The following is a 19,246-nucleotide window of genomic DNA, read 5'->3' on the forward strand; positions in this document are numbered from 1 at the left end:
TCGCTTCACAGATGGGCGGGTCAGGCCATCGCGGACGGTGCGGTCCACGTTGTCGACAGCTCACAAGGGCTCACAGGTCCCAGCACCGGCAATGGCCGCCTCGTACCCGGCGACCAGTCCGGCAAGACCCACCTCCGGAGTAAACCCTGCTTCGTAGCGTCGACGAGCAGCCGCCCCCAGGTCGCCGTTGCCTGGGCCAGCGATCCGCCGCAGGCACCGCGCGAGGGATGCGGCGTCGCCCGGTCGGTGCAGCAGGCCGGTCACGCCGTCGTCGACGAGCTCGATGAAGGCACCGTGTGCGGCCGCGACCACCGGCACACCGGCGGCCATCGACTCCACGACCACGAGCCCGAACGCCTCCAGCCACACCGACGGTGCGATGACCGCCACGGCCCGCCGGACCAGGTCGGTGCACTCCGCCCTGGTCTGCAGCCCCAGGCAGCGCACGTCGGCGCGCCCGGCGGCCCAGGCGACCACCTCGTCGTGCATCGGACCAGCCCCCGCGAGCACGAGCGGCACGGGTGCGGGCCCCGAAGCCCGGAGCAGGTCCCAGGCCGCCATCAGCAGCCGGACACCCTTCTCCTCGGTGAGCCGGCCGAAGTAGAGCAGGTGCTCGCCCGGGCCGACCCGTCGCGTTCCGGGGTCGACGACGAAGTTGTGCTTGACCGACAGGCGCTCGGCGGGCATCCCGGACTGCACGAGCACCTGGCGCTGGGCCGCGGAGATGCAGAAGAACCGGGCCACGCCGTCCCACCAGCGCCGGGCGACGACCGTGCTGGCGGCCAGCGGGGCTGAGGCGAGTCGCGAGCTTCGGTAGCAGCCGTGCCGGACCGCCGGGACGGCAGCCGCTCCCACGCACTCGGTGCAGATCCGGCCGTCGCGGTAGAGCGTGCCGGTCGGGCACACGGCCTGGTAGTTGTGCAGGGTCGCGACCACGGGTACCCCGGCGTCCGCGCAGGCCGCCACGACCGACGGGCTCAGCAGCGGGAAGGTGCTGTGGACGTGCACGACGTCGGGCCGGTCCGTCCGCAACCGCGCGGCCAGCTCGCGGCGCACCACCGGGTTCCAGGGCACACCGAGCGGGATGACCGCCTTGCGCAGCGGGGACATGGCCGCGATGTCGTCGCTGCGCCGCTCGAACACGGCGACCTCGTGGCCGGAACCAGCCAGCAACTCCACCTCCTGGTCGACCACCCGATCCTCACCACTGGGCTGTTCGGACCGGTACCGGTTGTGGACCACGAGAACCTTCAGCGCGGCGGTCACCGGGGCACCGACCGGGACTGCGCGGCTGCGGACACCGGGGTGGCCAGGAGCGACGCGGCCACCGCCAGCGCGAGCAGGTACGGCGAGGCGTCGCCGAGACCGCCCTCGGTGTAGGACACCGTGATGCAGTAGATGACGATGAACAGCGCGCACGCCCGCTGCGGCGAGGAGGGGCGAAGCATCGCGGCGACCAGCATCGTGAGGAGGAACCCGGCCACGAGCGTGATCCCGATCCAGCCCTGCTCGTTGTAGATCGTGAGCCAGGCGTTGTCGATGGGCAGGCCACCAAAGGACTTGTCGGTGAGCCCCACCCCGAACGCCTCCTCGCTGACCGTGCGGTGCTTGGCGAGCAGCTCGTCCCACACCTTGGTCCGGCCCGTGAGGTTGGCCAGATCCTCGGTCTTCTGCCCGCGAGCGAGCCATTCCTCGATGGTCTGGCCGAACACCGCGAGCCCGACGACGCCGGCCGCGACGGCCCCGAGAAGCGTGCGTCGCGCCCGGACCGTCGTGAGCACCAGGCTCAGTCCGGCGACAGCGAGCCCGACGACCAGACCGAGAAGCGCGGTGCGGGTGTGGCTGAGCAGCAGGAGCGCGACGGCGGGCACCGTCACCAGCACCGCACTCCGGCCGTCGAGACGTCGAGTGGTCCAGAGCAGTACGCACAGGCCGATCGCGACGGCGCTGTACATGCCAACCTGAGGTGCCGGGATGGGCCAGATCGCCCCGACGAGCCGCCCACCCGGACCGGAGAAGGCCGAACCGGGCGAGATGATCAGCCCGGCAACCACGGTCAGCAGGATCAGGCAGAGTGCCTTGATGTGGTGGCGGACGAATGTCAGATCACCGCGCCACCAGGCCGTCAGCAACCATAGCGTGCAGACGAAGAGGATCAGGCGCATACACCGAAGCAGCGACCCGGTCCCGGACTCCATCTGCAGGCTGGAGGCCACGCTCACGATCACGATCAAAGTGAGCAGTAGCAGGTACGCGTTGGGGCGCAGCCGGATCCGTGGGTTCAGCACCAGAGCCAGCCCGAACGCTAGTGCCAAGGCTGCCATCGTGATGACCTGGCCGAACTGGTGCGGGAACGGGATGATCAGGTCGAGGCTGGTGAACCCCAAGGTGTTGACCAGCATGAGGCCCCAGACCATCCCGATCAGTCGGGGGGGCGGAGGGGTGGGCTCGGCCCGGGCGCCAGCCACGGTGACGGTGCCCCACGCCGACGCCGGATCACCGTCGCCCCGCACACCCGGCGCGGTCACTGCGCAGTCTCGCAGCTCGGCTCAGCCGCATCCGCACCGAAGGTGCTGTCGACGTCTTGCAGGTAGGGCTCGGCCTGCCAGCCGTCGATCTGCGAGGAGGTGCCGACGTCGCCCATGACGAACGTCCACGGACCCGTGTAGGTGTTGGCCCTCCAACGGACGTCCTGTTCGAGGGTGATCGCCTCCTGGACGACCTCGCCCATGTACGGCGACCAGTCCGGGAACGTGCCGTAGTTCGACAGCACAGCCATCCGCCCCGCGAATCCCGGCGCGCACCCGACGACCGCCGGGGAGAAGGCGAACTCGTTGTCATGGATGTCGATCCGTTGCGACTTCCACCGGCAGTCGCTGTACAGGGGTTCGCTGGCGATTTCCGGTTGTGCGCACTCGTCGACGTCGGGCACGAGCCGCGTACAACTACCGGTCGAGGTGTTGGCGGCACTTCCGCAGAACCGGTCGGCGTTCTCCCACACGGTGATGCCCGACCAGTTGTTCTCGAACACGTTGCCGTATATCTCGACGCGGTCGGTGCGGGCGGGGACGCGTGGCTCGCCTCCGGCCTCGCTGAGGTACACCGTGCCGACCGGGAACCCGTTGCCGCGGTCGGAGAACACCCGGCCCGCCACGACCGTGTTGTTGCGTACCACGTTGTCGCGCAACACGAGGTTGTAGCTCGTCTCGTAGAAGACCGCCTCACCGTCGTTGTCCTCGATCAGGTTGCCCTCGATCAGGAAGTCGTTGTTGTTCGTGTCGGCCCACAGCCCCGGTCCGCGGTTGTCGTGGACCCAGTTGCCGCGGACGTCGGCCCCGTCGACCGACCAGAACTTGATCCCTCCGGTGCAACCGCATCCGGGGATCTGAGCCTCCCAGTCGTCGGTGTTGTTCCCGACGATCTCGTTGCCCTCCACGACGAGGTCGACGATCCCGTTCTCCGGCTGGTAGGCGTTCATCCCGTACTGGCCGTTGTTGCGCAGGCAGTTGCCCCGGACCTGCTGCCCGGCGCCGGCCCTCAGGCCGGCGCCGCGGTTCTCCTCGACGGTGTTGTGCTCGATCACCCAGCCGTTTCCGGAGTCGTGGTTGACCACGCCCTGATCGGTCGGCGGCACGAACCCGCGGACGGTGAGGTGGCGGATCGCCACGTTCTCGGCCTTGCCGATGAAGGCGAACCGATTCAGCTCGCGCCCGTCGACTATCGCGCCCGGAGCCCCCAGGTAGGTGTTGCCGTCCTTCGGTATTACCTGGCCGAACTCGTCGGTGCCCAGCGTGTGCGTGCCGGGCATGAGCCAGAACGTGGTACCCGGCGGGTTCGCCCTGGTCTTGTCGAACAGGTCCCGGTCGACTGCGGGGTCGACCACGACTGCCCCTTCCGGCGAGGTGGCCGGGCCGGGCTCGGTGTTGTCGCAGACCGCGCCGATCCCGGCCACGGGGGGCACCGGGTCTGGGGCGCCCTCGGCACCCCCGGTCGTGGGGCCCGGAGCCGGGACCGACCCGACGCAGCCCGCCAGCAGCAGGCACAGCACGACGAGGGCGACGACCGGCGCCCCGCGGCGCAACTCGGTCGAGGTGCTCACAAGAGATCCCGCCTTCCGGTCATTCCGGTCCCGCGAGGCGCAGAACCGTCTGCAACACCCCGGTGCCGGACGCCGTGGTCCCGGCCCCGAGCAGCGTCGTCGCCGCCGCCTTCCGCCCGAAACCCGCCGAGTACCAGCCCAGCAGGGGGTCGGTCTCGCCTGTGTGGGCCGTCCAGTCGAGCTCCTCCGGCAGGATCAGGTCCGCGGTACCGGGGCGGGCCCGGCCGGGCCAGGTGAGCCGGGCACGGGCACCGTCGAGCTCCACCCGGACCGCCGGACCGAGGTGGAAGGCCAGTCGGCACCGGTGCCGGCGGTCGCTGACCACCTCGTCGACGACGCGCAGCTCCCCTGCTCCCGTGTCGAGCTCCACGGTCCGCCGGTGCACGACCGGGGCTCCGCGGTGGCCGTACCCGTCGTGCTCGGCGCTCCAGCGCGAGGTCCCGCCCGGGTTCGCGTGGGCGACGAGCACGCGGCTGCGGGCGTGCCGGGTCCACAGGAACGGCCCGCCCGACCCGGACTGGTCCCGCCCGTCGAGCTCCAGCGTGTTGTGCGCCAGCGTGGACCGGAAGTAGGCCCGCCACCGGGGTTCGCCGTGGTAGCAGTAGGTTCCCGGGTCGGCCAGGATGTCGACGCCGCCGTGGCGGACCTCCAGCGACAGCGCGTCGGCGTGGGCGTGGGCGGCGATCGACAGGAACCCGTGGGGGCCGCCGTCGCAGCGGCACCAGATCTCCGTGCCGTCCCGGTCGGCCGCCCGCAGGATCGTCATGCCGGCGTCGGCGACGTGGGCGGGCCGGGCGGCCGGGCGGGCGACCGCCGGGCGGTGCTCGTTCGCCAGCGCGGCCAGCAGCGTGGTGCGCACATCGCCGGTCTCGACCGACGGCCACCACTCCAGCCGCCGGAACAGCGCGTCCCCGGTGGCGAGCAGCGAGACCCAGCGGTCGGTGGCGTCGCCGTCGACGACCAGGCCGCGGCCGTCGTCGGCGTCGCCCTGACGCGGCGGCGCGAGGGTCGAGTCGACCATCGCGGCGAGTGCGTCGGTCATCCGCAGCAGCGTGCGCCAGGTCCGCTCCGGCATCGGGTGCCCCGCGAGGTCCGCCTCCACGGCGGCGGCGAGGCCCAGCTCCAGCACCAGGCCGTGGTACTCCGAGGCCAGTTCGCGGTTGATCCCCGACGGGAACGTGTTGCGGTGCAGCTGGTCGTCCAGCGACGCCGACGCCCGGGCTCGCCACCCCGCGGACTCGGGGAACCACGGAAACGCGCAGGCGGCCGCGAGCAGGCCCGCGTCCTCGGCGATGACGTGGTTGTTGGCCGAGGAGCCGCGGCTGGGGAAGGCGGCGAGCCAGCGCTGGTGGTGCAGGATCTGGTGCAGCGCCTCCTCGTTGTCCTCGAACAGCCCCGCGGCCCCCGGCCACCCGTCGAGCAGGCGGCGGACCCACACCCACGACAGCAGCCGGATGCCCAGCTCGATGCCGCTCACCCAGTGCACGCCGCGCATCGGCGGGTTGGCCGCCCACCACGACTTGAGGTGGTCGGCCACCCGGGCGGCGTAGCGGTCCTCGCCGGTGAGCGCGTACGCCGCGGCGAGCACGGTGAGGTGCTGGTGGCGCGAGGGTTCCCAGATCTGCTTGATGTCGCCGACGGCGTCCTCGTCGCGGTAGGGCACGTCGAAGGCGTAGACCTCGGGCGCCCGGCGACCGGTGCGCGGGTCGTGCGCCCAGTCCGGGCTGACCATGTCGTCGCGGGTGTGGCCGAAGAACTCGGCGTAGCCGTCCATCAGCCGGTCCGCGGTGGCCACGAGGCGCTGAGCGGCGGGAGCCGACACGCCCGCGAGTGCGCCGCCGGGCAGCACCGCGGTGAAGCGGCGGGCGGGTGACCACGGCGGCGTGGCGGGTGCGGGGGCGTCGAGGACGGCGCGCCAGCGGCGGACCCGCACAGCGGTCACGGCGCGGCCCGCGATCTCGCGGGGCCCCATCCGGGACAGCCTGCGCAGGTACCAGCCCGGGCCCATCATCCCTGCCCGCCCTCCGCGACCCCGGACCCGGCGACCTCGAACCCGGCGGCCTCGAGCTTGACGGGGGCACCGGTGGCCAGGCTCGTGTCGACGGCCAACGTGGCCAGCGTCGTGGCCGTCAGCGAGTCGAGCGCGACGGGCATCGGCCCACCGGAGGCGACCGCGGCGACGAACGCGTCGAGCTGCGCGGCCTGCCCCTTGTCCCGGCCGCGCGGGATGCGCGACGAGGACCAGCGCTTGCGGCCGTACACCGAGGCGCGGGCGAAGTCGTCGAAGCGCAGGACCTTGCGGTCGGCGAGCAGGTCGATGGTCTCCTTCGGGAACCCGGTGGCACCCGAGGTGGCGTAGGTGATCACCGCGGTGGAGCCGTCGGGGTAGGTGAGCAGGATCTGCAGGTCCTGGTGGCCCGGGGTGGCGCTCGCGTACACCGACACCGGGTCGGCGTCGAGCAGCCAGCCGACCGTGTCGACGAAGTGCCCGCCCTCGCCCACGAACCGCGAGCCCTCGCTCGAGCGCTGGTTGTACCAGCTCTGCGCGTCCAGCTGCCCGGCGTTGACGAGGTAGCGCACCGACGCGGGCCCGACCCGGCGCCCCAGCCTGCCCTTCGCCTCCCCCAGCAGGGGGGCGAAGCGCCGGTTGAAGCCGACCTGCAGGCGGTCGTTGCCCGACTCGCGCACCGCGGCGAGCACCGCGTCCAGCTCCTCGGCCGAGAGCGCCAGCGGCTTCTCGACGAAGACGGCCTTGCCGGCCAGCAGGGCGCGCCGGGTGAGCTCGGCGTGCGAGCTGTGCCGCGTGACCACGAAGACGGCGTCGATCGACGGGTCTTCGAGCACGGCGTCGAGATCCGTGGACACCGCGCCGAAGCCGAACTTGCGCTGCGCGTTCGCCGCCGACAGGGCCGAGGTGGTGACCACGGTGCGCAGCTCGACGTCGCGCCGCTCGGTCAGGTGCGGCAGCAGCATCGACGACGCGTAGTTGCCCGCTCCCACGAACGCCACGCGGACGGCCTGCCCGGGCCGCGCAGCCCCGGCCGTGCGCGTGGCCGGGGCCGTCGCGGGCACGGCGAGCACCGGGGCGGTGTCGGGCGCGGGCTGACCCGGGTACTCGAACAGCACCGCGACGGCCTTGAGCTCCCCCGCGTCGAGGGCCCGGTAGGTCTCGACCGCGGTGTCGAACGGAGCGACTCGGCTGATCAGCGGGGCGACGTCGACCCGACCGCGCGAGGCGAGGTCGAGGAAGCACTCCAGGTTGCGGCGCTCGGTCCAGCGCACGTAGCCGATCGGGTAGTCGCGGCCCTCCAGTTCGTAGGACGGGTCGTAGCGGCCCGGCCCGTAGGAACGGGAGAACCGGACGTCGAGCTCCTTCTCGTAGTAGGCGTTCCACGGCAGGTCCAGGCGGCACTTGCCGATGTCGACGACCCGGCCGCGGTCGCGGCTGAGCGTGGCCGCCAGCTCCACCGGCTCGTTGCTGGACCCGCCCGCGGCCAGGTAGACCTGGTCGACGCCGTGCCCGCCGGTGATCTCGGCGACGGCGGCGTCGACCACCCCTGAGGCCGGGTGGCTGCAGACCAGCGCGCCGAGGCGCTCGGCGAGCTTGCAGCGCTCCTCGTCGGGATCGACACCGACCACCCGCACACCCGCGGTGGCGAGCAGCTGCACGACCAGCTGCCCGATCAGGCCGAGCCCGATCACGAGCGCGACGTCGCCCAGCGCGGGCTCGCCGCGCCGGACGCCCTGCATCGCGATCGCGCCGACCGTGCCGAACGCGGCGTGCTCGGCGGCGAGGCCCTCCGGGACGCGGCTGTAGAGGTTCTGCGGCACCCAGTTCAGCTCGCCGTGCAGCGCGTGCTCGTTGCCCGCGCACGCGACCAGGTCGCCGACCTTGACGTCCTGGATCCCGTCCCCGACCTCCTCGACCACCCCGCACAGGGAGTAGCCCAGCGGGGTGTAGGAGTCGAGCTTGCTGGTGACCTTGCGGTAGGTGGCGGCCACGCCGACCGTCGACGCGCTCTGCAGCACCTTGGCGACCTGGTCGGGCCGGGCCCGGGCCTTGCCCAGCAACGACATGCTGGCCTCGCCGACCTTCATCAGCTCGGTGCCGGTCGAGATCAGCGAGTACCGGGTGCGCACCAGCACCCCGCCGGCCTTGCAGGCGGGCACCGGGACGTCGAGCAGGGCGAGCTCGCCGGACTTGTAGTTCTGCACCACTTGCTTCACGAGTTCTCCCACGGCTACGCAGCTCGGACTTCGCCGGCGCCCGCAGCGGTGGCGCTGCGGTACCAGTACTCCAGGGTCAGGACGTGCCAGAGGTGCTTGGACCGGTCCTGCTGCCCGGCCGCGTCCTCGTCGACGAGCCGTTGCAGCGCCTCGCGCTGCAGGAAGCCCGAGGACACCAGCACCCCGTCGTTGACGACCTCGCGCACCAGCGGGGCGAGGTCGCGGCTCATCCAGGCCCGCAGCGGGGCGCTGAACAGGCCCTTGGGCCGGTGCACGATCTCCGGCGGCAGGATCGAGAGCGCGGCCTCCTTGAGCGCGACCTTGCCCTTGCGCCCCAAGACCTTGCGGTCGCCCGGCACCCGGAACGCGGCCCGGACCACCTCGACGTCGACGAACGGGACCCGCACCTCGGTGGACGCGGCCATGCTCGACCGGTCGGTGTAGGCCAGGTTCAGCCCGGGCAGGAACAGCCGCGAGTCGGCCAGGCACATCCGGTTGACGTGGTCGGTGAGCGCATTGTCGTCGTAGGTGTCGGTGTGCTCGGTGAGCACGTCGTCCACTGTGGCGGCGAGGTCCGGGTTGAGCAGGGCGAGCAGCTCGGCGCGGTCGTACATCGTGTAGCTGCGCCGGAACGCGGTCTCCTCCGGCAGGTCGGCGAAGGACAGGAAGCGCTTGGCGAAGCGCACCGAGCGGTAGCCGCGGGTGGCACTCGCCACCGGCAACCGGTCGACGGCGGCGTGCACCGGGCGGCGCAACATCGAGGGCACCTGCTGGTAGCGCTGCGCGAGCACGTTGGCCAGGTGCTTGCGGTACCCGCCGAACAGTTCGTCGGCGCCCATCCCGGACAGCATCACCTTGACGCCGGCGTCGCGGGCGGCGGTGCAGATCAGATAGCTGTTGATCGCCGCCGGGTCGCCGATCGGCTCGTCGAGGTGATAGGTCATCAGCGGGAGCAGGTCGAGCACGTTCGGCGCGATCTCGATCTCGTGCAGGTCCACCCCGAACCGCGCGGCCACCTGGCGGGCGTAGCGCAGGTCGTCGGGCATGGCCTCGAACTTCGCGTCCTCGGCGCGGAAGCCGATGGTGTAGGCCGAGATCCCCGGCCGGCTCTGCGCCGCGAGCGCGGTCAGGTAGCTGGAGTCCAGGCCCCCGGACAGGAACGTGGCCACCGGGACGTCGGAGATCAGGTGCCGGCGGGTGGAGTCGGCGACGATCTCGTGCAGGTCGGGCAGGTCCTGCGCGTGCGCGCCCTCCTCGGCGACCTCGCGCAGCGACCAGAAGCTGCCCCGCTCGACGCGGCCGTCGGGGCGGAACCGGGCCCAGCAACCCGGTGGCAGCTTCTCGGCCTCGGAGAACGCGCACCGGCTGTCGGGCACCCAGTAGTAGAGCAGCGACGCCACCAACGCGGCGTCGTCGACGTGCAGCGACGACCCGAGCGAGCCGGCGAGCGCCTTCAGCTCCGAGGCGAACACGACCGCGTCCCCACGGCGCACGAGGAACAGCGGCTTGATGCCGAGCTGGTCGCGGACCAGTACCAGCTCGCCGGTGCGCTCGTCGAACACGCCGAACGCGAACATACCCCGCAGCCGGCGCAGACAGTCGGTGCCCCAGCGCCGCCAGGCCTCCAGCAGCACCTCGGTGTCGGAGGTGCCGCGGAACCGTACGCCCGCCGACTCCAACTCGCGGCGCAGCTCGGGGGCGTTGTACAGCTCGCCGTTGTAGGTCAGGGCGAGCCCGTCGGACACCATCGGCTGGGCACCGGTCGGCGACAGGTCGACGATCGAGAGCCGCCGGTGCCCGAGGTGCACGTCGCCGCCCCCCGCGCGGTGGGAGTAGCGACCCGAGCCGTCGGGCCCGCGGTGGGCGACGGCCTCGGTCAGCCGGTCGGTCAGCGGGCCGCCGTCGGGCCAGAGGTAGGTGCCTGCGATGCCGCACATGGGTATCCGGGTTCCTTACAGGTTCGCCGTGAGGCGGTCGTAGACACCGACGTACGCCGGGACCTGGTTGCGCCACGCGAGCACGTCCTCGACGCGGCGGCGGCCGGCCGCGCCCATCTGCTTGCGCCGGACCTCGTCGTCGAGCAGGTCGAGCACGGCGTCGGCGTACTCGTCGACCTTGTTGGGCTCGGCGTAGACGGCCGCGTCCTGCGCCGACACCTTCGTCTCGACCAGGTCGAACGCCACGACGGGCAGCTCGAATGCCATGTACTCCATCGTCTTGTTCATCGTGGACACGTCGTTGAGCGGGTTCTTCGGGTCCGGGGACAGGCCGATGTCGGCGGTGGACATCACCCGGGTGACCAGCTCGTCGGGTGCCCGGCCGGTGAACTCGACGTGCGCGCCGAGGTCGAGCTCCACGGCGAGGCGGCGCAGGTCGGCCCCGGCGTCGCCGTCGCCGATCAGGGTGAGCGCCACGTCGGTACGGCCGTGCACGTGCACGATGTGATGCATCGCCCGCAGCGCGAGGTCGACGCCGTCCTGCGGGCCCATCACGCCGATGTAGACGAGCAGGTGGCGGTGGCCGCGGCGCAGCGCGTCGTCCGGTTCGCCGCGGACCATGCGGTCCGGGTTCGGCCCGGTCCGCACCACCGTGACGTCGCCCGGCCGCTTGCCCCCGCGCTCCTGCGCCACCCGGCGGTAGGACTCGTTGGTGGACACGACCTGCGCCGAGAGCCGGTAGGTGATCCGCTCGGTGAGCAGCAGCGCCTTGTAGGGCAGCTCGGCGGGCTCGTCGAACCGGGAGCGGTACAGCTCGGGGCACAGGTCGTGCTGGTCGAAGACCAGCTTGACGCCGAACAGGACCTGGAACGGGAACACCGCGGCCCACAGCACGTCGGGCGGGTTGCACACCTGGACCACCCCGAACGGCCGGCGTCCCCAGGCCCGCACCAGGCAGGCCAGTGTCGCCAGGATCGACCAGGCGTACTCGGCGACGAACATGACCTGCCGGGTGATCGGCGGGAAGGCCCGGTACTTGTACAGGTGCACCCCGTCGAGCTCGGCGTAGGCGGGGTCGCCCTTGCCCTTCGGGCACACCACCGACACCTCGTAGCCCGCGTCGCGCAGCGCCTGGCACTCCAGCCAGACGCGGCGGTCGAAGGGCACCGGCAGGTTCTGCACGACGATGCAGATGTGCCGGCCGTGCCGTCCCCTGACGAACCTCACCAGCCCACCCCCCGGTACCCGGCGAGCGCCTCGAACCCGTCCCCGAGCCGGCCGTTGAGGTCGATGACCACCGGCGGGTCGGCGGCCTCGACGGCTGCGACGACCGCGGGGTCGGCCGAGGACACGATCGCCACGTGCGCACCGCGCAGCGCGTCGGCCGGGTCGTCGTGCAGCACCTTCTGCAGGTGCGGCAGCCGATCCTGGACGTAGCGCAGGTTGGCACCGGACAGGTGTGCCATGTTGACGACGGGGTCGTGCACGCTGACCTCGATGCCCTTGCCGATGAGGATCTCGGCGAGCGCCACGTTCGGGCTCTCCCGCAGGTCGTCGGTGAGATGCTTGAACGACAGGCCGAGCAGGGCGACGCGCCGGTTGGTGCCGCCGTCGTCCTCGACAGCGTGCAGGACCCGGTCGGCGACCTCGCGCACCAGCATCTCGTTGGACGCGAGCGTGCCCTGCAGGACCGGGAGGTCCACCGAGTTCATCCGCGCCAGGTGCAGCAGGCTCCGGACGTCCTTGGGCAGGCACGACCCGCCGAAGGCGAAGCCGGGCCGCAGGTAGGCGGGTGAGATGTTGAGCTGGCGGTCCTGGACGAAGACCTCCATGACCTCGCGGGAATCGACGTCGAGCAGCCGGTAGAGGCGCGAGAGCTCGTTGGCGAAGGACACCTTGAGCGCGTGGAAGGCGTTGGACGCGTACTTGACGCTCTCCGCCGAGCGGGTCTGGACGACGTGCACCGAGCAGGTCAGGAAGCCGAACAGCTGCTGCACCGCGGCGGCCGCGGCCGGGGAGCCGCCGACGACGAGGAACGGCGGGTCGAAGAAGTCGGCCACGCTGGAGCCCTCGCGGAGGAACTCCGGGCACATCGCCACCTGGAGGTCGCCGCCCACCGTGCGGCCCGACGTGGCCTCCAGCAGCGGGACGACGATGTCCTCGACCGTGCCGGGCGGCACCGTCGAGCGGATCACCACGGTGTGCGGGCGGACCGAACCGGCCAGCGTGGCGCCGATCTCGCCGACCACCCGCTCGACCTGTCGCAGGTCGGTGCCGCCGTGGGCGGCCGACGGGGTGCCGACGCAGACCAGCGAGAGATCCGAGTCGACCAGACCGTCCCGTACCGACTCGGTGGCCCGCAGCGCACCGCACGTGACGGCCTCGACGACCAGCTCGTCGAGGCCCGGCTCGATGACGGTGGGGCGTCCGGAGTTGACGGTGGCGACCTTGCCGGGATCGGTGTCGACTCCGACGACCCGGTGCCCGCGGGCCGCGAGGCAGGTGGCGGTGACGGACCCCACGTACCCGAGCCCGAAGAGGGTGACGTTCACGTGACCTCCGTGGAGTTGGCGGGTGCGGGGCGCGGGCTCGGAGAGGGCTTCGGACGGCCGACATCGGTGCGCCGAACCGGCGACGGCTTCCCGGTGCTGTGTCGCTCGCCGGTTGGTGCGCGACCGTTACCTCCCGCAGGGGGCGGGACCGGCTGGACGGTGTCGTGGGTCCGGTAGGCCGAAGGCCCGAGGTCACCGGCAGGAGCCGCGAACGAGACGCTGCCGTTGGCCGTACTGCCGTTGGCCGTACTGCCATTGGCCGTACTGCCGACGACAGCGGCGGCCGACATCACCCCCAGCGGAGGCGGCGCCCCCCCGGCCCTCCCGCGCAGCGCGGCGTGCAGCCCGTCCCAGAGTGTGCCGTCGGTCCGGTCCCGCGGATCGGGGTCCACCAGCACCAGGCCGATGATCGGTATGCCCAGGTCCAGCAGCTGTCGGGCAACCGTGTGCAGCCACGTCGCGGCGGCTCGTCCGGCCTGCACGACGAGGATGGTCTCCGTGCCCAGCGACGGTAGTTCGAGCCACGACGTGCCCGGCTGGATCGACCCAACCCCGATCTGACGCTCACCAGCCGGTGCCGACGACCGTCGACGCGTGAGGTTCTCCGACCCTTCGACCACGGTGATGGAGTCGTTCCGGCCGGCGACCGATCGGGTAGCCACCCGCCCGGGGAGGTCATCGACGAGGACGACCGCCTGCTCTTGGGCGAGTTCCTCGACGAGGTCCACCGCGAGCGCGGCGGCGGCCCGCGGGCACCCGAGCCCCAGGACCGAGATCGGAGCCGAGCCTTCCCGCACCATGTGGGCCAGCGCGGCAGCCAACCGCTTCCGCTCGCTCGAGGCCCGTCGTGGCCGCAGCCGTGCGACCCCCCGTCGTGGCGCGGGCAGCTGGGCGATCACCGACGCACCGAGGTGCTCGGCGATGTCGCGCCGCAGCACCGGCCGATCGCGCACGACGGTGGTCACCAACGCCAGAACCAATCCCCCGCCGAAACCCAGTACGAAACCGACCACCGCGAACTCCACGCTCTCGGCAAGGGAATCGATCACCGGCTGCGGGGGATCCACGATCTGCGTGCCGGCAGCAGCCTGCGGCGCCCCGATCCGAGCTGTGCCCGCCTGGTCTCTGAGTTCCGAGATGCGCGCCAGAGTCACCGCACGGTCGGTGACGAGATCGGCCCCCGGCGCAGGACCCGCGGACGCGATCGTCGTGTCGATCTCGGCCAGTTCCTGCTCGGCCTCCGTGAGCCGCTCGCGCACGGCGTCGGCCTCGGCGTTGGCCACCGCCTCCGAACGGCTGACGTGATCGGTGATGAAGGCGTCGGCGAGCGCCTGCGCGCGAGCAACGGCGTCCTGCGGGTTCTCCCCGTCGACGGTCATCTCGATGATTCCCGGGGCAAGGCTGCTCGCGACGACGCCCGCCCGGAACTCCTCGGGGCGCTCGCCGGTGCCGAGCGACTCGATCGCGGCTGCCGCGATCCTGGAGGTATCGAGCAGCGCGAGGTCGCTGGCATTGCCCTCGGACGTGTTGCTCTGGCCTTCCTCGTGGACGATCAGCACCCGGACCGTCGCGGATGGTGGAGCCGGGAACAGCGTCCCGAACAGCGCCCCTGCGAGCAGCCCGACCAGCGCACACGACCACCAGAGGTGGCGCTGCCGCCTGACTCCTGCGACGAGCCCGTGCAGGTCGATCAGCGGCTGATCCGGCCTCACGGCGTCCCTCCCGGTGCGGCGACACCGTTCAGCTGTCCCCGCACCGCCGGCGGCACGACCGCCGTCGGCGGCGGAGCGTCGTCCGACCTGTTCGAGTCCGGCGAGGCGACGATCACACCGATCACGGGATGGCCGGACATGTCGCAGGCCTGGCCCAGGGCGACCAGCTCCCATCCGGTCCTCGTCGCCGATCCGGCCACCACCACGGCACCGGTCGTCGGTCCGCACCGGGGCACGATCGGTCGCGCGGGAACCACTTCAGCGATCAGGATCGGCGCGATACCCCCAGCCAGGACACCTCCGTGAGCCTGCCCGGGCGGCTCCCCGTCGGTGGCGTGTTGGGAAGCTCCACCGATCGCGGCATCGATGACGGCCTGCAACACGGGGCTGTCGGTCAGCACCGACACGGATCTGCCGGTCGCAGCGGCCGCACGCGCCAGTCCACCCACCGCGAGCCGGCCGACCGTGTCGTCGGCGGGGACGACCACCAACGGGGGGACGGTGGGGTCGACCCCTGCACCCAGCCGCTCGACGAGCCGCCTGTATCCCTCGTCAGTCGAAATCCCGTGCATACCGGTCGTACTTGAGCCCGGGTCCCAACGCGGATCTTCGCGGAGGAGATGTCGCAGCCGGGTCCATCGTCGGCGTGCTGCCCGCTCGGCCGCGTCATCGGAGCCTTGTCCGCGCGCGATCGCGACGTTGCCGACGACCGGGGCACCGAGCGCTGCCGCCATGTCCGTGTTGCGTTCCAGCCGGTCGTCCCGTCGACGGGCAAGAACGGTGAACAGCGCGCCGAGTCCGACCATCGACACGGCCCCGCCACCGACGAGGTGCACCGGGGTGGGGGCGATGGGGTCGGTGGACTCCACGGCAGGCTCGATCACGCTGAGGCCCTCCCTGGCCCCGGTCCCGGTTTCGTTCAGGATCGCGTCGACGGCCTCCACCCCGTCCGTCAACTCGGCGAGCTGCGTCTGCAGGCGTCCGAGCTCCTCACCCGGAGCTGCGCCAGTGGCCGCATCAGCGGCCTGCAGGAGGGCGATCCGGTCGCCGACGTCGACGGCCTGCACGTCGAGCACCCCCCGGAGCTGCCCGAGGAGCAGGTTCACCTGACCCGCAGCGTCGGCCGCGATCTCGCCGGAGAACCTGATGTACTGCTCGGTGACAGCGGTGGAGGCCTGCGCGGCCGCGGCGGGCGTCGGGCCCGTCGCCTGGATCTCGAGCACGTAGCCGTCGGCCACTCTCACCGCGACCGAGTTCCGGAGGTAGGCACCACCTGTCCCCCTGTCGAGCTGCGCAGCCGCCCGGTCCATCACGATGAGGCTGGTTGCGATCTGTGTCTCCGCCACGACCGCCTCCGGCTCGGAGACACCTTGGATCAAGACCCTGGTGACACCGGAGAACCGCGGCGGAACGATCAGGGCGATGATCAGGCCGAGGAGTGCCCCGACGATCGCGAGCGCCACCAGCAGCCGCCATCGCCGACGTAGCTGGTGGCCGACAGCGGACAGGTTGATGACCTGATCGTTCGTCATCCGGCGCCCTCCGGGCCGCGCACGTGTAGCCACCCCGACCGCCGGGTACGGCATCGGCCACCCGCCATTCCATGTCCCCCTGCTGATCTGTGACCCGACGACGAACCACGTCAGCGAGTGCCGCACAGCCGTTCCCGCCCGGTCCTGGGCATCTTCGCGGTGTGGGTCGTCCCATGCGGTCGTCCCGTTACCCGGAGCCGATCTGTCTCGCCCTGTAACGATGTGTCGTGCCCCATCGAACGATCGACGTAGAGCCGGCCGACGGGGAGGGCGCGAGTCTCGTGACGACTCAGCAACAGGGCGGATCGGCCTCTGGAACCAGCAGGGCGATCTGCGGCGAGGAGCACTACCCGCCGGCTCTACTCGCCGTCGCGGCGAACGGCCTACCGGGCGCCGGCAGGCCGTTCCCGTCGGCGCCGCTGGGAACAACGGAGTGGAACGGGATGCTGGCGGGCGCGCTCTCGCACCGGATGACCGGCTTTCTGCAGAAGGTGATCGACGAGGAGCTCCTGGTCGTGACCCCGCCCCAGGCCAGAGCCGCCAACCAGGCGCACCGAACGTCGATGCTGAGGGCGCTGGCTCTGGAGAGCGAACTGCTGGACGTGGCGGCCCTGCTCGCGGCCGCCGGGATCGAGATCCTCGTGCTCAAGGGGTCAGCCGTCGCGAACCTGGACTACTCGGATCCCGTACTGCGCCCGTTCACCGACCTGGACATCGCCGTGCGTCCCGATGCCATCGACAGCGCGGTGGCCACGCTCATGGGCGCCGGGTTCCGGCGAACCCTTGCCGAGCCACGTACCGGCTTCGACCGCCGATTCGACAAGGGGGTGACACTGCGACACCCCACCGGGTACGGCCTCGACCTCCACCGCACGTTCGTACTCGGTCCCTGGGGCGTGCTCGTCGACATCGAGGGTCTGTGGGACGGGGGCGAGGAGTTCGTCGTCGGTGGTCGTCCGCTGCGGGCCCTCTCGCGCCACAACCGGTTCGTGCACGCCTGCTACCACGCCGCGCTGGGAGACTGGCCGCTGCGGCTGCTCTCCCTGCGCGACGTGGCCCAGATGGCTGTCGCGCTCGAGCCGGACGCCGCGGCGCTCCGCGCGATCGCCGCACGGTGGGGGATCGATGCGGTGGTCGCCTCGGCCGTCTCCGACGCGTGGCGCCTGCTCGGCCTCGAACAGGACACCGACCTGTCGTCGTGGGCCCGCCGGTACGCGCCCACCCGCCGGGAGGTGGCGCAGCTCGCGCTGCACACCCACCCCGACAAGACCTTCACCGCGCAGGCCCTGTCGACCCTGCGGACCATCCCGCGGTGGCGGGACAAGGCCGCGTACGCCCGGGCGCTCGTCCTGCCGGACGCCGCATACACGCAGGGGCGGCACGCGTCGCCGCTGGCTCGGTTCCGGTTCGCGATCGGCGAGGCGCGCCGCGGCCGGGCGCGGTAGCGGCTACTCACCCCGGGATCGACGCGCCCGCGTCGGCCGCGAGCCACGCCTGCTGCAACAGCAGCATCGAGGGCCCGTGCGGCACGGGCGAGAGCCAGTGCTCGCGCAGCGCGTCCGGGTCGACCAGGTCCGCATCGACGCCGCTGCCGTCCCACTCGCGGGCGAAGCCGCGGGTCCGCTCGGTGAACACGGCGTTGTTGAACAACGCCTTGGTCTGCCGTTCGAGCACCGCGCGGGGCAGCACGTCGTCGAAGAGGTGACGCATCGCCGAGGTACGGCCGGGCCAACCCCAGAAACCGGAGACGGCCGCGTACGCGGCGACGAAGCCCGGGTCGTGGAAGGGCTGCACGTGCTCGACGTCGACCTCCGCTCCGAGCACTTGCAGCGTCTCGTAACCGCGCCGCGTGCCGGTGCGGACGGCCAGCTGCCAGGCGTGGTGCCCGGAGTGCAGGGCGGTCTCGGCGAGATCCTCGGCGTGCATCCGGACCAGCTGTTCCTGCACGGCTTCGCGCAGCCACGGCGGCCGGTAGACCCCACCCACCTCCCGGCGTCGCACCCGGCGCGGTGCGAGCGCCCGCACGGCCATCGGGTACAGCCTGCGGTCCCCGCGCCCGCGGGACCGCACCAGCTTGGTCAGCGGCGTGATCCGCTTGATCCCGAAGATCTCGTCACCGCCCTCCCCGGTCAGCAGCGCCCCCCCGCGTGCGCTGTCCATCAGGTGACGTATCGGGGCGAAGTTCGGCGGCCACATGACGCCGTGGCTGCGCAGCAACGGGGCGGCGATCGGACCCAGCGGGTCGTGCTCGTCGCGCACACTGATCACGACGCGGTCGACGACGCCCAGGTGGTCGAGCACCTGTCGCTGCCACTCGGTCTCGTCGGCGTCGGCGACGTCCGGATAGGACATGGTGATCGCGACCGGGAGCGGAAGACCCTCGCGGCGGGCGACGGTGACCGCGGCGGCCAGCAGAGCCGACGAGTCCCGGCCGCCGGAGAACGCGATCACGCACGGCGTCCGGAGCAGGCACCGCCGCAGCACCCGGTCGAGCGCCTCGCGGGGGTGGGGATGCGGGCCCGGTGGCAGTGGCAGCGGGTCGTAACCGAAGACCCACCCGCCGGCGATCTCCAGTGGATCCATCCGATACACCGGCACGGGTCCCTCGGTCTCGGCCCGGGCCGGCGGCGCGCGCCGCCGGCCCGGGAACATCGGTCAGGAGAAGGCCGGCCCGAGCGGACCGCTGAGGTCGATCCCGATGAGCGTGAAGTCCGATCCCGGGGCGAACGCGTCGACCTGGGTGAGCTCGGCGACCGATCCGAGTTCGGTGATCTGCGGTGGTTGGTACTGCTCGCGCATGGTGGACTCCTGTTCCGTTCAAGGTGTCCCCGACCTGCGACAACTCTAGCAGTTGGCGGACCGCCGAACAGCCCCTTCCACCGATCCGATCGGCGGAGGCCACCGGGATCGGCCCGATCCCGGTGACACCCGAACCACTCCTACGAGAACGTGAGATCCCCGCGGCTCGTGCCGGCGTTGAACGTCATGTCGAGCCGGTCCCCATCGGTCCCAGCCAGGGTCAACTCACGCAACGAGCCGAGGTCCTCGACAGTCGGGGGTGTGTATTCCTTCTTCATCTCTCACCCCCTCTCGTGGTCAGCGATGAACGAGGCGCAGCGCCCGTTCCTCCGGACGGTCGTCAGGAGCAGCGACCTCGTTACGGGTTTCGCACCGAACCGATACCCAC

At 71.8% G+C, this 19,246-nt stretch carries 13 protein-coding genes and 3 pseudogenes; 2 read left to right on the top strand and 14 right to left on the bottom strand.

Going from position 1 to position 19,246, the window contains the following annotated elements:
- Window positions 1-60 precede the first annotated feature (60 nt).
- Window positions 61-627 (bottom strand): annotated as a pseudogene (locus Q1K26_RS28865) (glycosyltransferase); the annotation flags it as partial.
- On the opposite strand from Q1K26_RS28865, the pseudogene Q1K26_RS28870 reads away from it, so the two are divergent.
- Window positions 618-665: pseudogene (locus Q1K26_RS28870) on the top strand (hypothetical protein); the annotation flags it as partial. The pseudogenes Q1K26_RS28865 and Q1K26_RS28870 overlap by 10 nt on opposite strands.
- On the opposite strand, the pseudogene Q1K26_RS28875 reads toward Q1K26_RS28870, so the two are convergent.
- From Q1K26_RS28875 to Q1K26_RS21565, 10 genes and pseudogenes are all read right to left on the bottom strand, one after another.
- Window positions 661-1,266: pseudogene (locus Q1K26_RS28875) on the bottom strand (glycosyltransferase); the annotation flags it as partial. The pseudogenes Q1K26_RS28870 and Q1K26_RS28875 sit on opposite strands and share 5 nt — an antisense overlap.
- On the bottom strand, window positions 1,263-2,528 hold the full coding sequence (locus Q1K26_RS21525) for an O-antigen ligase family protein (protein WP_300015975.1): 1,266 nt from the start codon (window positions 2,526-2,528) through the stop codon (window positions 1,263-1,265). The gene Q1K26_RS21525 and the pseudogene Q1K26_RS28875, both read right to left, overlap by 4 nt.
- The gene (locus Q1K26_RS21530) at window positions 2,525-4,099 is read right to left on the bottom strand and encodes a right-handed parallel beta-helix repeat-containing protein (protein WP_300015978.1); all 1,575 of its coding nucleotides are present in this window, start codon (window positions 4,097-4,099) and stop codon (window positions 2,525-2,527) included. The genes Q1K26_RS21525 and Q1K26_RS21530 overlap by 4 nt, the downstream gene beginning before the upstream one ends.
- 19 nt (window positions 4,100-4,118) lie before the next feature.
- Complete coding sequence (locus Q1K26_RS21535) at window positions 4,119-6,107, bottom strand: alginate lyase family protein (RefSeq protein WP_300016275.1); 1,989 nt, start codon at window positions 6,105-6,107, stop codon at window positions 4,119-4,121.
- Entirely contained in the window at window positions 6,107-8,326 is a 2,220-nt protein-coding gene (locus tag Q1K26_RS21540) for a bi-domain-containing oxidoreductase (protein WP_300015981.1), read from the bottom strand. The genes Q1K26_RS21535 and Q1K26_RS21540 overlap by 1 nt, the downstream gene beginning before the upstream one ends.
- Window positions 8,327-8,340: 14 nt before the next feature.
- The gene (asnB, locus tag Q1K26_RS21545; protein ID WP_300015984.1) at window positions 8,341-10,263 is read right to left on the bottom strand and encodes an asparagine synthase (glutamine-hydrolyzing); all 1,923 of its coding nucleotides are present in this window, start codon (window positions 10,261-10,263) and stop codon (window positions 8,341-8,343) included.
- A gap of 15 nt (window positions 10,264-10,278) precedes the next feature.
- Window positions 10,279-11,490, bottom strand: a complete 1,212-nt coding sequence (locus Q1K26_RS21550) for a glycosyltransferase family 4 protein (RefSeq protein ID WP_300015987.1) — start codon at window positions 11,488-11,490, stop codon at window positions 10,279-10,281.
- On the bottom strand, window positions 11,487-12,815 hold the full coding sequence (locus Q1K26_RS21555; protein ID WP_300015990.1) for a nucleotide sugar dehydrogenase: 1,329 nt from the start codon (window positions 12,813-12,815) through the stop codon (window positions 11,487-11,489). Before Q1K26_RS21555 ends, Q1K26_RS21550 begins: the two co-directional genes overlap by 4 nt.
- Window positions 12,812-14,374 (bottom strand): polysaccharide biosynthesis protein, encoded by a 1,563-nt coding sequence (locus Q1K26_RS21560; protein WP_300015993.1) that lies wholly within the window; start codon window positions 14,372-14,374, stop codon window positions 12,812-12,814. The genes Q1K26_RS21555 and Q1K26_RS21560 overlap by 4 nt, the downstream gene beginning before the upstream one ends.
- Before the next feature lie 149 nt (window positions 14,375-14,523).
- Entirely contained in the window at window positions 14,524-15,603 is a 1,080-nt protein-coding gene (locus tag Q1K26_RS21565; RefSeq protein WP_300015996.1) for a hypothetical protein, read from the bottom strand.
- A gap of 737 nt (window positions 15,604-16,340) precedes the next feature.
- Here Q1K26_RS21565 and Q1K26_RS21570 point away from each other — a divergent pair.
- A complete protein-coding gene (locus tag Q1K26_RS21570) occupies window positions 16,341-17,504 on the top strand; it encodes a nucleotidyltransferase family protein (RefSeq protein WP_300015999.1) in 1,164 nt (387 codons plus the stop codon).
- A gap of 7 nt (window positions 17,505-17,511) precedes the next feature.
- Here the strand turns inward: Q1K26_RS21570 and Q1K26_RS21575 are convergent, their stop codons facing one another.
- The 3 genes from Q1K26_RS21575 to Q1K26_RS21585 form a co-directional block, all read right to left on the bottom strand.
- The gene (locus Q1K26_RS21575; RefSeq protein ID WP_300016002.1) at window positions 17,512-18,642 is read right to left on the bottom strand and encodes an asparagine synthase C-terminal domain-containing protein; all 1,131 of its coding nucleotides are present in this window, start codon (window positions 18,640-18,642) and stop codon (window positions 17,512-17,514) included.
- Between the two features lie 72 nt (window positions 18,643-18,714).
- Complete coding sequence (locus tag Q1K26_RS21580) at window positions 18,715-18,858, bottom strand: lasso RiPP family leader peptide-containing protein (RefSeq protein WP_300016005.1); 144 nt, start codon at window positions 18,856-18,858, stop codon at window positions 18,715-18,717.
- 140 nt (window positions 18,859-18,998) lie between these two features.
- Window positions 18,999-19,136 carry a lasso RiPP family leader peptide-containing protein gene (locus Q1K26_RS21585; protein ID WP_300016008.1) on the bottom strand — a complete coding sequence of 46 codons (138 nt, stop codon included), beginning with the start codon at window positions 19,134-19,136 and terminating at the stop codon, window positions 18,999-19,001.
- Window positions 19,137-19,246: the final 110 nt, after the last annotated feature.

Origin of the sequence: Pseudonocardia sp. (assembly GCF_029263155.1) — a bacterium.
In the GTDB taxonomy this organism is placed as follows: domain Bacteria; phylum Actinomycetota; class Actinomycetes; order Mycobacteriales; family Pseudonocardiaceae; genus Pseudonocardia.

Bases quoted from the DNA above. Each gene is read 5' to 3' on its own strand.
- Q1K26_RS21535 (WP_300016275.1), bottom strand. From the start codon at position 6,107: ATGGGCCCGGGCTGGTACCTGCGCAGGCTGTCCCGGATGGGGCCCCGC.
- Q1K26_RS21585 (WP_300016008.1), bottom strand. From the start codon at position 19,136: ATGAAGAAGGAATACACACCCCCGACTGTCGAGGACCTCGGCTCGTTG.
- Q1K26_RS21575 (WP_300016002.1), bottom strand. From the start codon at position 18,642: ATGGATCCACTGGAGATCGCCGGCGGGTGGGTCTTCGGTTACGACCCG.
- Q1K26_RS21580 (WP_300016005.1), bottom strand. From the start codon at position 18,858: ATGCGCGAGCAGTACCAACCACCGCAGATCACCGAACTCGGATCGGTC.
- asnB (WP_300015984.1), bottom strand. From the start codon at position 10,263: ATGTGCGGCATCGCAGGCACCTACCTCTGGCCCGACGGCGGCCCGCTG.